The sequence below is a fragment of the Enterovibrio gelatinilyticus genome, assembly GCF_028683095.1.
GTDB lineage: Bacteria > Pseudomonadota > Gammaproteobacteria > Enterobacterales > Vibrionaceae > Enterovibrio > Enterovibrio gelatinilyticus.
On the sequence record NZ_JAJUBC010000012.1, the window covers coordinates 31,495 to 44,497 of the forward strand.

A 13,003-nucleotide genomic window follows, 5' to 3' on the forward strand; every position below is an offset into this window, starting at 1 on the left:
TCTGTTTTGGTACGTGAACAGGAAGGCGCAATGACAAAATCAGAACTTCGTTCCCTCTATAGTCAGGAAATGCTGGTGGAGGCGGTGGTAGAACCTTCGTTATCCCGCGATGGGTGGATTGTCGAGTTTCGCCATGCGAGAGGTGGGCTTGTGCCGCTGACAGACGGTAACGGCTTAGAGCAGTGTTTTGGTGATGTGGATATCGCCACTGAAAGTGCTCTGGATATTGGTTTTCATCAAGTGCGTATCGTCGACGTATAACGCATTCCACGCTTTTTCTCGCCATGTCGAGAAGACCTGCTTTTCTTTCTGGCAATCGTGTTTGTTCCTTCAACGTGTGCTTCATCTATTGAGTGCCATGCCTTAGCGACCCGAGTCCAAAATCCGATCACTTTTGCTTCCCCGTGCGACTAGGTTTATATGCCTGAATGGCTTGATAGTTCGCAGTGGCTCATACTCGCGGTTATAAAACATGCATTTCTATTCTTTCTAGTTATTACGGCGAATAGCTAATCTATGCTCACGAAATAGAAAAGGAATGTCGTGACATGTTACTCAAGGAACTTTCTGCACTGGCAAGCCCGCTTAACGATCAGCAGATCGGTCAACTTCAACAGACCGTGGCAGAACTGTCGCCACAGCAGTTGGCGTGGATTAGCGGATATTTTTGGGGTTTAAGCCAAACACCTGAAGCAGCAGGTAGCAACCCACAACCACTTGCTCAAGCGGTTGCCACTGCGGCAAAGCCTGCGGGTAAGCTGACAATTATTTATGCCTCTCAAACCGGTAATGCGAAAGGTGTTGCTGAAGCACTGGAAGCGAGCGCGAAAGCTGACGGCGTAGACGTGGCATTGTTCTCTGCCGATGATTACAAACCCCGTGATCTGGCGAAAGAGACGCACGTGATCATCGTGGCATCGACCAACGGTGAAGGCGAGCCGCCTGATAATGCCATTTCCCTGCACGAATTCTTGCAGTCTAAGAAAGCACCTAAGCTCGACAAGCTGCAATATGCAGTGATTGGTCTGGGTGATTCAAGCTACGAATTCTTCTGCCAAACCGGTAAAGATTTTGATGCTTTCCTCTCTAAGCAGGGTGCAAAAGCGATTGTGCCGCGTCTCGACTGTGACGTGGATTATGACGCTGATGCAGAAACTTGGAGCGCAGATGTTCTGAGTAAAGTGAAAGACACCATTGGTGGTGGCGTTGATGAAGTGGTTGTTCCTCTTCACGCAGCAACCACTGCAGGTGCTGCATCGGCTTATAACAAACAAAATCCTTACGCGGCAGAGCTCGTGACTAACCAGAAAATCACCGGTCGTGATTCTGGCAAAGATGTTCGCCACATCGAAATTGATTTGGGTGAGTCTGGTTTAACCTACCAGCCGGGTGATGCACTTGGCGTGTATTACAGTAATAGTGCAGAGTTGGTCGATGAAATTCTAGCGAAAGTGGGTTTGACCGGCGATGAGAGTGTTGACGTGGCAGGCGAGTCTTTGTCGCTGCGTAAAGCACTCACCGATAAGTTTGAAGTTACATCAGCAAACCCACAACAAGTCGCTGCATATGCAGAGCTGTCAGGCAGTAAGAAGCTGCAGAAACTGGCTGAAGACAAAGACAAGCTTCGCCAGTATGCCAATAATACCCAAGTAGTGGATGTGCTCGGCGAGAAGAAAACCAAGTTGGCTGCGGAGCAGTTGATTGGTTTACTGCGCAAACTCACGCCACGCTTATACTCCATAGCCTCAAGCCAAGAAGACGTGGGTGAAGAAGTTCACTTGACCGTGGGTTTGGTGGAATTCCAAAACGGTGACAACACGCGCTTTGGCGGTGCATCCAGCTTCCTTGCACACCGTGCGGAAGAGGCTGAATCGGTAAAAGTGTTCATCGAACACAACAACAACTTCAAGTTGCCGGCTGATGACAATGCACCACTTATCATGATTGGTCCTGGTACGGGTATCGCACCGTTCCGTGCCTTCATGCAAGAGCGAGATGCCCGTGGCGCAGAAGGGAAAAACTGGTTGTTCTTTGGCGACCGTACCTTCACCCAAGATTTCCTCTACCAAGTAGAGTGGCAGAAATTCCTAAAAGACGGTTTGTTGACCAATATCGACCTTGCCTTTAGCCGAGATCAAGCTGAGAAAGAGTACGTTCAGCATAAAATCCTTGAGCAATCAGCAGCGGTTTGGCAGTGGCTACAAGAAGGTGCATACCTTTACATTTGTGGCGACGCGACCCACATGGCGAAGGATGTCCATGAAGCATTGATTAATGTTGTTGAGCAGCAAGGCGGAAAAAGCCGAGAAGACGCAGAAAGCTACTTGAATGAACTGCGTAAGGCGAAGCGCTATCAAAAGGATGTGTATTAATGAGTGACAAGCAAGTTGTGTTGGGCACAGAGCTGGGCCCGCTAGCGGATAACGAGCGCCTGAAAAGAGAAAGTAACTTTCTGCGCGGAACGATTGAGCAAGATTTGAAAGACCGTGTGACGGGTGGATTCACAGCTGACAACTTCCAGCTGATCCGTTTCCACGGCATGTACCAGCAAGATGACCGTGATATCCGTGCGGAGCGTCAAAAGCAGAAGCTAGAGCCGCTGCAAAACGTGATGCTTCGTGCACGTATGCCGGGTGGCATTATCTCGCCAGAGCAATGGTTGGCGATTGATAAGTTCGCGACTGAGCACACCATGTACGGCAGTATTCGCCTGACAACACGCCAGACATTCCAGTTCCACGGTGTGTTGAAGCCGAACATCAAGTTGATGCACCAAACGCTGAACAAGATTGGTATCGACTCCATCGCAACAGCTGGTGACGTAAACCGTAACGTACTGTGTACCACGAACCCTGTTGAGTCAGAGCTTCACCAAGAAGCGTATGAGTGGGCGAAGAAAATCAGTGAGCACTTGCTGCCGAAAACGCGCGCTTATGCGGAGATTTGGCTAGACGGTGAGAAGGTAGAAGGTCATCAAGACGAAGAGCCAATTTTGGGTTCGAACTACCTGCCACGTAAGTTTAAAACCACGGTGGTCATTCCGCCGCAAAACGATGTAGATGTTCACGCGAACGATTTGAACTTTGTGGCGATTGCCGACAACGGCAAACTGGTGGGCTTTAACGTATTGGTTGGTGGTGGCCTTGCCATGACGCACGGCGATACAGCGACCTACCCGCGTAAAGCTGACGACCTCGGGTTTGTTGCACTGGATAAAACCTTGGATGTTGCTGCCGCGGTTGTGACCACACAGCGCGACTGGGGTAACCGTTCAAACCGTAAGAATGCGAAAACCAAATACACGCTAGATCGCGTCGGCACTGACGTGTTCAAAGCGGAAGTGGAAAAACGCGCCGGCATTACGTTTGAAGCGGTTCGCCCTTATGAATTCACTGACCGCGGCGATCGCATCGGTTGGGTTGAAGGTATTGATGGCAAGCACCACTTAGCACTATTCATCGAAAATGGTCGTCTGCTGGATTACCCGGGTAAACCGCTCAAATCTGGCGTGGCTGAGATTGCGAAGATCCACAAAGGTGACTTCCGCATGACAGCGAACCAAAACTTGATCGTTGCAGGCGTGTCGAAATCCAACAAAGCGAAGATCGAAAAGATCGCCCGTGAGTATGGACTGATTGACGACGGTGTCAGCGAGCAGCGCAAGAACTCCATGGCATGTGTCGCCTTCCCAACGTGTCCACTGGCAATGGCAGAAGCAGAACGTTTCTTGCCACAGTTTGTGACAGACGTTGAAGACATTTTGGAAAAACACGGCTTGGAAGATGAGCACATCATCTTGCGTGTGACGGGTTGTCCAAACGGTTGTGGCCGCGCCATGCTGGCGGAAATCGGTTTGGTGGGTAAAGCCCCTGGTCGCTATAACTTGCACCTAGGTGGTAACCGAGAAGGTACGCGAGTACCTAAAATGTACAAAGAGAACATCACTGACGCTCAGATCCTTGAAGATATCGATGCGCTGGTTGGCCGTTGGGCGACAGAGCGTAACGACGGCGAAGGCTTCGGTGATTTTGTTATCCGCGCTGGCATTATTGCGGAAGTGAAAGTCTCTAAGAGGGATTTCTATGCCTAATTTTCAACTGTCCGATTTGCTTGGCCTGAACAAGGCGCAGCAAATCTTGGAACTGGCGCCAATTAACGCTGAACTGGAAACCCTGTCAGCACAGGAGCGGGTTCGGTGGGCGTTGGAAAATCTGCAGGGCGAATTTGCCTTGTCATCAAGTTTTGGTATTCAGGCTGCAGTTATGCTGCATCTTGTGGTCAAAGAGAAACCGGATACACCGGTTATTTTGACCGACACGGGGTATTTGTTTCCTGAAACCTATCAGTTTATTGATGACTTAACCAAGCAGTTATCTCTGGATTTACGTGTATATCGCGCGGAACAGAGCTCTGCATGGCAAGAAGCACAATACGGTAAATTGTGGGAGCAAGGCGTTGACGGTATTCAACAATACAACCGCATCAACAAAGTTGAACCAATGCGTCGCGCGTTGGATCAACTGAACGTGGGCACTTGGTTCTCGGGGCTTCGCCGAGACCAATCAAGCTCTCGCCAAACCTTGCCTATTCTTGGTATTCAAAATGGCGTGTTCAAGTTTTTGCCGGTGATCGACTGGACCAACAAAGACGTGCACTACTACTTGAAAGAGCATGGCTTGCCATACCATCCATTGTGGGACCAAGGCTATGTGTCAGTGGGCGATGTCCATACCACGCGTAAACTTGAAGAAGGCATGACAGAAGAAGAGACCCGTTTCTTCGGCCTCAAACGCGAGTGTGGGTTGCATGAAGATGATGTGAGTGGTGACGGCGAAGGGATTTAACCCTCTCAATATTGCCATTGACGAACAAAAAAGTGACGCTTACTAGCGTCACTTTTTTTATGAAAAATTATCCAGACGAAATACGTGACTTAATTAGTTGTAAACATATTGCCAGTTGGTGCTTCCTGTCCCTCTCACGCAAACGGCATAAGCATATACATTCGAGTAGTAATAGTAATAGTTATAATTGGCGTAGACATGCCAAGTGTTGCCTGATGGGTAGGAGTTTCGCAACTGATTATAATACCCGATAGAAAAGCCCCCGCCCGTTAAGGTAAAGCCAGATGGACATGTGGCATTCGCGTAGTAGTAGTTAGAGCTATAGGCGATGACTCTGTCTAGGTCATCCAAGCCGCCACTGGCATCAGAACAAACAACAGAACCATCGTCGTTGACTGCTTTAATTGCTGTTCCATCGGGACACAATCCGTCGATAACGTTTTGCTTCATGTCCAGTTGTTGTGCTAGCTGCGTTTGTTGCGCTTCTAAAGCCGCGATCAATATACCGTTTTGATCGACCTCAGATTGAAGATCTGACACGTCGCCGTTGGTGCTATTGATTTGAGCTTGAAGGTCTTGTGTTTCAAGCTGGAGTGTTGCAATCGCATCATCAACAGCCACAGCATGACCTTCAAGGCTATCGACTCGTCCCACTAAGCTATCGATTTGGGATTGTAAGTCTGCGACTTGCCCTTGAATGTGTTGGAAGGGTTTTCCATTTGGGGTGCTTCCATTGCCACCTTTAGCCGCCATTGCTGCCATTGGAATGATTGATCCTACGAGTACTGCTACCACTAACCGTTTCATACCTTGTTGCTCCCATATAACGCGCTGTCGATGTTTTTAAGAAGGGACTTTGTTTTCCCGCTTCGACTGAGATTAGTGCGCTTTTGTGCCGGATATGTGGTCAAGGCTGTCTGGTGAAATCTTGAGACGATTTAAATTTGGGTCATCAGGGTGATTACGGGAAACCTTCAAAATGACAGTCAAAATGCGATTCCATGGTGCTTTCTTCTTAATTTTGAGAATTATTTTTGGCGTGTAAACGCAATGATTAGGTGGTTTTCGCATTATTTTTTTTCATGCAAAAATTTTGGTTTGAACACTTTTGATATGGAGTTAATTACAGGCTTACTCATTAATGGCATGTGCAAATAAAAAGTCACTGTATGAAATGTTTATATTTTTCTTTTTTAATTAATAATTTACTCATCGTTTTCTGTTTTGTTTTCTTTTGGGGTTGTGAGGTTTACTGTTTGTTGAGATTGCGATTAAGCGATGATCTGGCTGAGATTTTTTTATACCGAATGGGGTTTCTGACTAGAATGGTTTGATGTGAAAATCAGCAGCGCTGATTGATGAGTCAATCAGGAGATGAATGGCGAAAGCCTTCAGGTATATTCCGCATAGTAGGTTACGGATAGTGCTCAAACGTTCGTTCTACGTCTTTATAGCACTGCTCTCGGTCTGCGTTATTGCGGATCTTCGAACAGTCACTTTCCGCTATTCCACGTCCTATATCTGCACTGCATGCGCTGAGCAGAAGTGTTAAAAGCAATATCATCGATTTCATGGTGTGCTCTCCTGTGTTATTGCGTGGCGCTACACGTGGCGTATCGCTTGTTATGTGGTGGTGGTGGTGAGGTCCATAAGCGTATTTCTCAGCCATTGATTGGCAGGACTGTGCTGATTTCGTTTATGCCAGACGATTTGATGCACCACTTTTTGTGTTTCAAAGGGGGGGGATAACACCTGCAACCCAAATCTCTCGGCATACTTACCGGCCAGTTTTTCACTGGTCATGGCAATACAGTCGCTGTCGCTGACCAACGCCATCATGGATAAAACGGATTCACATTCAGCGCTGATTTTACGCTCTTGCAATATTTCCGTGGTGAAAAAATCTGCTGCATAAAGATTAGATCGACGAACGCGCAGAGTAATGTGTTTTTCCTGATAGTACTGCACTTTACTGATGGTGCTCTGAACCCTTGGATGGTTTTTGGCACAAATCAGTTTCATCGACTCTTCCAATAGCGGTACGGAGGCGTATGACTGGCCGTCGACTTTGCCGATATCAATGGCCAGATCGGCTTTTTGCAGACTCAGCATCTCCAGCATGTTTTCTTCATTTTTTGGCGTTGGGTTGAACTGAATGGTGCAGTTTCCAAGCAGTTCGGAACGCTCTACCAAGGGCTGGAGAATTTGGAGGACGACTTCATTGATCAGCACATTGAACTTACGATGGTGCTGAGGCGTGAACTGATTGATGTTGCCCATGGCTTTCGCCATTTGTTCAAAGGCCGGTGAAATATCGCTAGCCAGCTGAACCGCTGCCGATGTTGGACTGATACCACGTCCTTCCCGCACAAACAATTCTACCCCCATTTGCTGTTGTAACCGCTTTAATGCCCCGCTGACACCTGGCTGTGTCATGTTGAGTGCATCCGCCGCAAGCGTAATAGATCGCAGTCTGTAAACATCTAAGAAAACTGAAAGCAGGTTCAAGTCGAGCTTGGAATCCATAAACGTCACACCTCAATACATAGCCAGTAGTTATATTTTTTATAAAGTTATCTTTATTCAAGCTGATGTGTCAACTCGGTAACATTTCCACATCGATACACGGCCTTTATTTCACATAAAGAGGGGCAATGACATTGAGTGGTATCGGTAAACACATGCAAATTAAAAGGGGACGTACCGAAGTCCCCTTTGTTATTTCTGGGGAAACGTTATGACAATCTCTTCTTATTCTCGCGCTTTTGCTTTGGTTTCTTTGTCGTTGGGGAGTTCTTCTTTGCTAGCACAAGAAAACAAAGAGGTACTGCAAGACATGTCTGATCCATTGGCAGTTTATACCCAAGGCGGTATGGGTATCACAGACCAAGGGCTGAACTTTAAACTCGGCATGGCGTATGACACCGGTGACCCCGATACCATGGCAATGAATATTTTGGAGCTAAAAGGGTTTGCAGGGGATTTGTTGCATTTGGATGGAAACGACAGCTTTGATTCCTTGCGTTATCGCCATTTCAGTTTGGATACGACGACAGGGCGGGGTTCACAACTTGATGTGAATTGGGATTTTGCCAGTGATCTTGGCAGCGCATCATACAGCTTCATACAGGCGCTACCGCCAATGGGGGACTTGCAGCTTTACCCCCTAGTGGGCGCAGGCTTAACCGTGACTGACACGGCGGAAATTCGTGGCAGCGATAATCCGGTCGGCAGTGTGGGCTATGCGATTCCTTCGACCTACATGGTGGTTGGGACATACGCCAAATACAGCATCAATGATGATGTTTGGCTCAACTACAACCCCATGTACATTAATACGTTGAACAGTAACCACTACATGGCTGATTTGATGGATGGTTGGTATCACGAAGTGGCGGCAAGCTATCAGCTTAATCCCCGTCAGAATGTGCGCCTATTCGGTAATTATTCAGACAGTGCAGCGACGAGCAGCAGTGTGGAGTGGCGTTTAGAGTTCAATCACCAATTCTGATTGTTTGTATATAGATAGGATGTCGTCGACCAACAAGGATGTTGATACTTTACTGAGGTACTGTGACTAATATTTTTCCATCTCCCATCTCCCATCTCCCATCTATTTACGCTACCTATTGCCACTTCAAGGTTTATCGCTGTTGCACCACGTTGAATATTTTCTTGGCCAATGCATTGATCCCACGTTGATTAAGCGTTTGTTGCTGCCCTTTTATTTCCACGATGATTTCAGGTAGTTGCTTCCCCGTTGGTACGTGTACAACATGGGTTATTAAGTATGCGAACAGAAAGCTGGGTTTATGCAGGCGACTGACGACGACCCACTCAGCATCGACGGTTTTCCCTAGCTGGGCTGCGGCTTGTGGATGAGAGAATAAATACCCAAAACCTTGGTCTGCCTCAGCGTGAAGCGAGGAAGGTACGGGTTTCACAATGAGGTGATACTGTGAACTGAGTGTGCTTCTGAGTAAAGGCGCCAATGTCGCGGTGCGGGCTAACTCTGGGGCATTAGGGGCGTTTTTGCTATATTGCGAGTCTCTGAGATTCTCCTGCAAGGTGAGATCATTGAGTTCAAAATCCAATACCGCGATGGATGCGAAGACAATAGGCACCCAAGCCAATAGCAAAGCAATGAACAACATGATCACGAACGGTTTGATGCCACTTATCGTTTTTTTGACGATAAATGGCACCGCATTGTCCTTATGTTTGTTCATGACAGTTAGTCATCATCATCGCCACCGAAAGGTTTAGATGAGGCTTCAACAACGGGAACACCGTAGTCATTTAAGATCATGGCGATTTGAGGTGCGTTAGCATCCATGGCCATTTCTACGGTTTCTTTCCATGGCCTCTCGCCATACCTCACGCCCATCGACATGGGGAAATCAAATACATTGCTGCCTTCGGAGACCATTGAGATCACCGCAAGATCGGGATGAGATTTGGCAAAATAGCCTGCAATTGGCCCCCAGATCACCAGCATATCGAACTCTCCGTCAGCAACGCGGTTCACCATTTTTCCCGGGTAATCTTCCCCATCACCATTCATGATGCGGAAAAAAGAGGTGTTGCTTTTAAACCCGTTATCTCTCAGCCAAGTTACCGCTGGAGAGGGAGCAAACGCGGCGATATTCAGTGATGTTTTTACGCTGTCAGGGAGAGTCGCGACATCTTGTTGGGTGACAGCCGAGCCTAGTGGGCCATCTTTTTTGAAGATGATCGAATAGGATGAGCGGTAATAGGGTTTCGTTGTCGCCGCAATATCAAACTGAGAGGGAACACCGATGACAAGATCGCACGCGAATCGACCGTTATCATCTGACCAATTTTTCAAGGTGTTGCGGATAAAACCCATACGCTGAGGAAACCAAACGTATTCCACATCGAGTCCCCAATATTCGCCCAACTGTTCAGCGATTTTGTTCTCGAACCCTTGCTGATCTTTGTTTGAATACGGGAGGTTATTGGGGTCCGCACAGATTCTTAACTTGTCTGGCAGAGGTGACGGCGTTGAGATGTTTGCTGCTGCCAATGCCGGAGAGAGTATGAAGGCCAGTGACAAAGTGAAGAGGGCAATACAGCGATTAGAAAACGAGTTCATCTTTGCCTCCTATTGGACTTGAGTGATTTGTTGGGCGACGAAGCATTGCTGATCCGCTTCATCGCGAATCGCAAGCAGTTCGCCTCTTGCGGTGCGGCTGTCTTTGGATGAGCGGAAGTAGCCACCGCGTTCGCCACGCATGTTACGCAGGCGCAAGAAGGCATCGGCATGAATATAGTCATCAAAGGTGAGTTGGTTGGCTATTTTGTCTATCACACAGCTACAACCGTACATGTTGACGTAAGAGGGTCCGCCCTTCAGTGCCATGCATTCTTGAACGAATTTGACTCTTTCGAGTGTGGGATAGTCATTGGCGTTCGCCGGCGAGGAGAGTGCCAGTAGTGCCAAACCAATGAGCGAACTTACCGTTTTTACTGCTTTTAACATAAGCTGCCTCCTGCAATCTACTTGCGACGTCTTGGTGTTAACGTCTATGTGACGACGTCTATTGCGTAACAATAATTGGCCTTACAATAATCCCTGAGCTTGAAGCTGCTTACGGAATTTCTTCAGTAGCCCTTTGGCGGGGAGTAATGACTTATCTTTTTTGATCTCTTCCATGTAACTGTCAATGATGCCGTCTATGTCGCTTGGGTTACCCACCAACAAAACACCGCCCATTCTCGCCCCCCAGTGCGGTGTGCATTTATAGACGTAAACCCCTTCGTTTTCGAAGACGAAGCTCACATCGACACCCATCTCGGTTTTAATTTTTTCAGTGCCTTCAGGCACCATTACATCAATGGTTTCGATGAGATGTGCGGGCATGTTTGTCCATGAAACTCGGTCACCCGGCTGCAACACCACGACCATTGGTGCGAATTTCACGCCGACAGCCTGTATTTCAAATTCTTCTGCATATCCCTGACTTGTTAATCCAAGTAACAAGCAAATTGACCATAAAAAACGTCTAGCCATACAAATTCCTTTTTCGCATTAACGTTTAACGATAACGTTGAGTGTAGAGGGGAACCTCTTTACTCAACGAGTAGCATTGCGTCGAAATTGAGAAAAGGGGAGTTAAACTCCCCTTATAGTATTGATTAGTTAGGCAGTGCAAAAACAGTCAACACGCCGCCAAGCTGGGTGTAGTCTGACAATTTACGATATGCGCCTACGGCGCCAAGTCCGTCAGTATCACCTTCGAGACCCGCGGCCATACCGATACCAGCCCAGCCACCCACACCGGAAAGAACCGCGATGTATTGCTTGCCGTCGTGAACATAAGTATTCACGTTCCCGATAATGCCGGACGGTGTTTTGAAGCGATAAAGCTCTTCACCGGTTTTTTCGTCCACTGCTTTGAGGTAGCCCTCAAGTGTGCCGTAAAACACCACACCACCACCGGTCGCTAGCGCGCCACTCCATACTGAGAACGGCTCTGGGATTGACCAAACAATCTCACCTTTTTCCGCATCCCAAGCAATGAAGTTACCTAGGCCACCGTGGCTATCCGGGGCTGGGAACATGGACAGCGTCGCCCCAACATAGGGTTGGCCAGCGGTGTACGCCACTTCAAATGGTTCGTAGTTCATGCACACATGGTTAGTTGGTACATAGAACAAACCCGTACGCTCACTGTACGTAGCGGGTTGTTGGTCTTTTGAACCCAGTGCTGCTGGACAAATGCCTTTGGTATCAACATCTTCACCATTTTGACCCGTGGAATATTTAGCAACGACTTGTGGACGACCTGTTTCCATGTCGACATGGGTTGCCCAGTTCACAGCAGGGTCAAATTTCTCCGCAACTAATAACTCACCAGTGGCACGATCGAGTGTGTAGCCAAAACCGTTACGGTCAAAGTGAACCAGTAGTTTGCGATCTTTGCCGTTGAACTTTTTATCAACCAAGATCATTTCGTTGATGCCGTCATAATCCCACTCGTCGTGCGGTGTCATCTGGTAGAGCCATTTGGCCATACCCGTGTCAGCATCACGCGCTATGATGGTCATGGAATATTTGTTGTCGCCAGGGCGTTGAGAAGGGTTCCACGTACTTGGGTTACCCGTTCCGTAGTAAACAAGGTTCAGCTCAGGGTCGTAAGTAAACCAACCCCAAGTGGTACCGCCACCAATTTTCCATTGGTCGCCTTCCCAAGATTCAAGGCTTGAATCTTTGCCAATAGGCTTAAGCATCTCTGTGGTTTTTTCGGGATCAACAAGCATTTCGTCATCTGGTCCTGTGCTGTATGCACGCCAAGCTACGCTGCCATCTTTGGTGTTATAGGCTGTGAGGTAACCGCGGACACCAAACTCACCACCACTGATCCCTGTGATGATTTTGTCTTTAACGACCAATGGTGCATTGGTGTTTGTGCCGCCAGATTTAGGATCGCCATTAACGACTTTCCAAACCACCTCACCGGTTTTCTGATCGAGAGCGACCAAGGTGGTATCGGCTTGTTGTAAGTAGATTTTGCCGTCTGAGTATGCCAGACCGCGGTTGACCGTATCACAACACATCACAGCGATAACGGATGAGTCCTGTTTGGGGGAGTACTCCCAAATCAGCGCTTTGGTTTTTAGATCAATCGCGAAGACTTTGTTGGGGAAAGGTGTGTGAATGTACATGGTGTCACCCAACACAAGCGGCCCGCCTTCATGACCGCGCAAAACGCCCGTTGAGAACGTCCATGCGACTTGAAGATCTTTCGCGTTTTTTGCATTGATCTGATCTAGTTCACTGTAACGTGTTCCGGAATAATTACCGCCCCACATCACCCACTGATCCGGATCTTGCTGTAATTTCAATAGCTCGTCGTTTGCCTGAGACGCTGCTGGAAACAGCAGAGTTAGGGAAACAGTTGCTACTGCGAGCAAACTGCTTCGCAACCTTTTTACACCTATCATATTTACTTCCTCCGTGACAGCGAGTGCTATTGAGCGCTTGGTGCTCAAAGGCACATCAGCCCTTTGTTGTCTCAATTTTTGATGGGCGCAATCCGCGGGTTGTGAGGGACGCTATTTGGGCCAGGACTCAACATATGACGGAGCATAAGATTGTGTTTATGGCTTGTTGGCGATCTACAACATGCGGTCTC

The 13,003-nt window shown here is 48.0% G+C and carries 13 protein-coding genes; 5 read left to right on the plus strand and 8 right to left on the minus strand.

All coding sequences use genetic code 11. The annotated features are described in order from the left end of the window. The first annotated feature begins 30 nt into the window (after positions 1 to 30). The 4 genes from LRP50_RS11850 (at position 31) to LRP50_RS11865 (ending at position 4,844) form a co-directional block, all read left to right on the plus strand. Positions 31 to 261 carry a thymidylate kinase gene (locus LRP50_RS11850; protein WP_274164678.1) on the plus strand — a complete coding sequence of 77 codons (231 nt, stop codon included), beginning with the start codon at positions 31 to 33 and terminating at the stop codon, positions 259 to 261. A 287-nt stretch (positions 262 to 548) separates the two neighbouring features. Further along, on the plus strand, positions 549 to 2,372 hold the full coding sequence (locus LRP50_RS11855; protein WP_274164679.1) for an assimilatory sulfite reductase (NADPH) flavoprotein subunit: 1,824 nt from the start codon (positions 549 to 551) through the stop codon (positions 2,370 to 2,372). Then, positions 2,372 to 4,090, plus strand: a complete 1,719-nt coding sequence (gene cysI / locus LRP50_RS11860; RefSeq protein WP_274164680.1) for an assimilatory sulfite reductase (NADPH) hemoprotein subunit — start codon at positions 2,372 to 2,374, stop codon at positions 4,088 to 4,090. Before LRP50_RS11855 ends, cysI begins: the two co-directional genes overlap by 1 nt. Continuing rightward, complete coding sequence (locus LRP50_RS11865; RefSeq protein WP_274164681.1) at positions 4,083 to 4,844, plus strand: phosphoadenylyl-sulfate reductase; 762 nt, start codon at positions 4,083 to 4,085, stop codon at positions 4,842 to 4,844. Before cysI ends, LRP50_RS11865 begins: the two co-directional genes overlap by 8 nt. A gap of 93 nt (positions 4,845 to 4,937) precedes the next feature. Here LRP50_RS11865 and LRP50_RS11870 read toward each other — a convergent pair whose 3' ends face one another. From LRP50_RS11870 to LRP50_RS11880, 3 genes are all read right to left on the minus strand, one after another. Continuing rightward, complete coding sequence (locus LRP50_RS11870; protein ID WP_274164682.1) at positions 4,938 to 5,651, minus strand: hypothetical protein; 714 nt, start codon at positions 5,649 to 5,651, stop codon at positions 4,938 to 4,940. A 607-nt stretch (positions 5,652 to 6,258) separates the two neighbouring features. Next, positions 6,259 to 6,417 (minus strand): hypothetical protein, encoded by a 159-nt coding sequence (locus tag LRP50_RS11875; protein WP_274164683.1) that lies wholly within the window; start codon positions 6,415 to 6,417, stop codon positions 6,259 to 6,261. A 50-nt stretch (positions 6,418 to 6,467) separates the two neighbouring features. Continuing rightward, a complete protein-coding gene (locus tag LRP50_RS11880; RefSeq protein ID WP_274164684.1) occupies positions 6,468 to 7,370 on the minus strand; it encodes a LysR family transcriptional regulator in 903 nt (300 codons plus the stop codon). A gap of 211 nt (positions 7,371 to 7,581) precedes the next feature. On the opposite strand from LRP50_RS11880, the gene LRP50_RS11885 reads away from it, so the two are divergent. After that, positions 7,582 to 8,355, plus strand: coding sequence for a hypothetical protein (locus tag LRP50_RS11885; RefSeq protein ID WP_274164685.1), 774 nt, complete (start codon positions 7,582 to 7,584; stop codon positions 8,353 to 8,355). 133 nt (positions 8,356 to 8,488) lie between these two features. On the opposite strand, the gene LRP50_RS11890 is transcribed toward LRP50_RS11885, so the two are convergent. From LRP50_RS11890 to LRP50_RS11910, 5 genes are all read right to left on the minus strand, one after another. Continuing rightward, positions 8,489 to 9,073, minus strand: coding sequence for a DUF2380 domain-containing protein (locus tag LRP50_RS11890; protein ID WP_274164686.1), 585 nt, complete (start codon positions 9,071 to 9,073; stop codon positions 8,489 to 8,491). Between the two features lie 5 nt (positions 9,074 to 9,078). Beyond that, positions 9,079 to 9,960 carry a quinoprotein dehydrogenase-associated putative ABC transporter substrate-binding protein gene (locus tag LRP50_RS11895; RefSeq protein ID WP_274164687.1) on the minus strand — a complete coding sequence of 294 codons (882 nt, stop codon included), beginning with the start codon at positions 9,958 to 9,960 and terminating at the stop codon, positions 9,079 to 9,081. 9 nt (positions 9,961 to 9,969) lie between these two features. Continuing rightward, complete coding sequence (locus LRP50_RS11900) at positions 9,970 to 10,347, minus strand: hypothetical protein (RefSeq protein WP_274164688.1); 378 nt, start codon at positions 10,345 to 10,347, stop codon at positions 9,970 to 9,972. A gap of 81 nt (positions 10,348 to 10,428) precedes the next feature. Further along, positions 10,429 to 10,878: a plastocyanin/azurin family copper-binding protein gene (locus LRP50_RS11905; RefSeq protein WP_274164689.1), complete on the minus strand. Its 450-nt coding sequence runs from the start codon at positions 10,876 to 10,878 to the stop codon at positions 10,429 to 10,431. 125 nt (positions 10,879 to 11,003) lie between these two features. Further along, positions 11,004 to 12,812, minus strand: a complete 1,809-nt coding sequence (locus LRP50_RS11910; RefSeq protein ID WP_274164690.1) for a methanol/ethanol family PQQ-dependent dehydrogenase — start codon at positions 12,810 to 12,812, stop codon at positions 11,004 to 11,006. Positions 12,813 to 13,003 lie beyond the last annotated feature (191 nt).

What these genes read in the sequence shown, in the direction of transcription:
- LRP50_RS11850 (WP_274164678.1), top strand. Translation starts at nt 31, where the DNA reads ATGACAAAATCAGAACTTCGTTCCCTCTATAGTCAGGAAATGCTGGTG.
- LRP50_RS11855 (WP_274164679.1), top strand. Translation starts at nt 549, where the DNA reads ATGTTACTCAAGGAACTTTCTGCACTGGCAAGCCCGCTTAACGATCAG.
- cysI (WP_274164680.1), top strand. Translation starts at nt 2,372, where the DNA reads ATGAGTGACAAGCAAGTTGTGTTGGGCACAGAGCTGGGCCCGCTAGCG.
- LRP50_RS11865 (WP_274164681.1), top strand. Translation starts at nt 4,083, where the DNA reads ATGCCTAATTTTCAACTGTCCGATTTGCTTGGCCTGAACAAGGCGCAG.
- LRP50_RS11870 (WP_274164682.1), bottom strand. Translation starts at nt 5,651, where the DNA reads ATGAAACGGTTAGTGGTAGCAGTACTCGTAGGATCAATCATTCCAATG.
- LRP50_RS11875 (WP_274164683.1), bottom strand. Translation starts at nt 6,417, where the DNA reads ATGAAATCGATGATATTGCTTTTAACACTTCTGCTCAGCGCATGCAGT.
- LRP50_RS11880 (WP_274164684.1), bottom strand. Translation starts at nt 7,370, where the DNA reads ATGGATTCCAAGCTCGACTTGAACCTGCTTTCAGTTTTCTTAGATGTT.
- LRP50_RS11885 (WP_274164685.1), top strand. Translation starts at nt 7,582, where the DNA reads ATGACAATCTCTTCTTATTCTCGCGCTTTTGCTTTGGTTTCTTTGTCG.
- LRP50_RS11890 (WP_274164686.1), bottom strand. Translation starts at nt 9,073, where the DNA reads ATGAACAAACATAAGGACAATGCGGTGCCATTTATCGTCAAAAAAACG.
- LRP50_RS11895 (WP_274164687.1), bottom strand. Translation starts at nt 9,960, where the DNA reads ATGAACTCGTTTTCTAATCGCTGTATTGCCCTCTTCACTTTGTCACTG.
- LRP50_RS11900 (WP_274164688.1), bottom strand. Translation starts at nt 10,347, where the DNA reads ATGTTAAAAGCAGTAAAAACGGTAAGTTCGCTCATTGGTTTGGCACTA.
- LRP50_RS11905 (WP_274164689.1), bottom strand. Translation starts at nt 10,878, where the DNA reads ATGGCTAGACGTTTTTTATGGTCAATTTGCTTGTTACTTGGATTAACA.
- LRP50_RS11910 (WP_274164690.1), bottom strand. Translation starts at nt 12,812, where the DNA reads ATGATAGGTGTAAAAAGGTTGCGAAGCAGTTTGCTCGCAGTAGCAACT.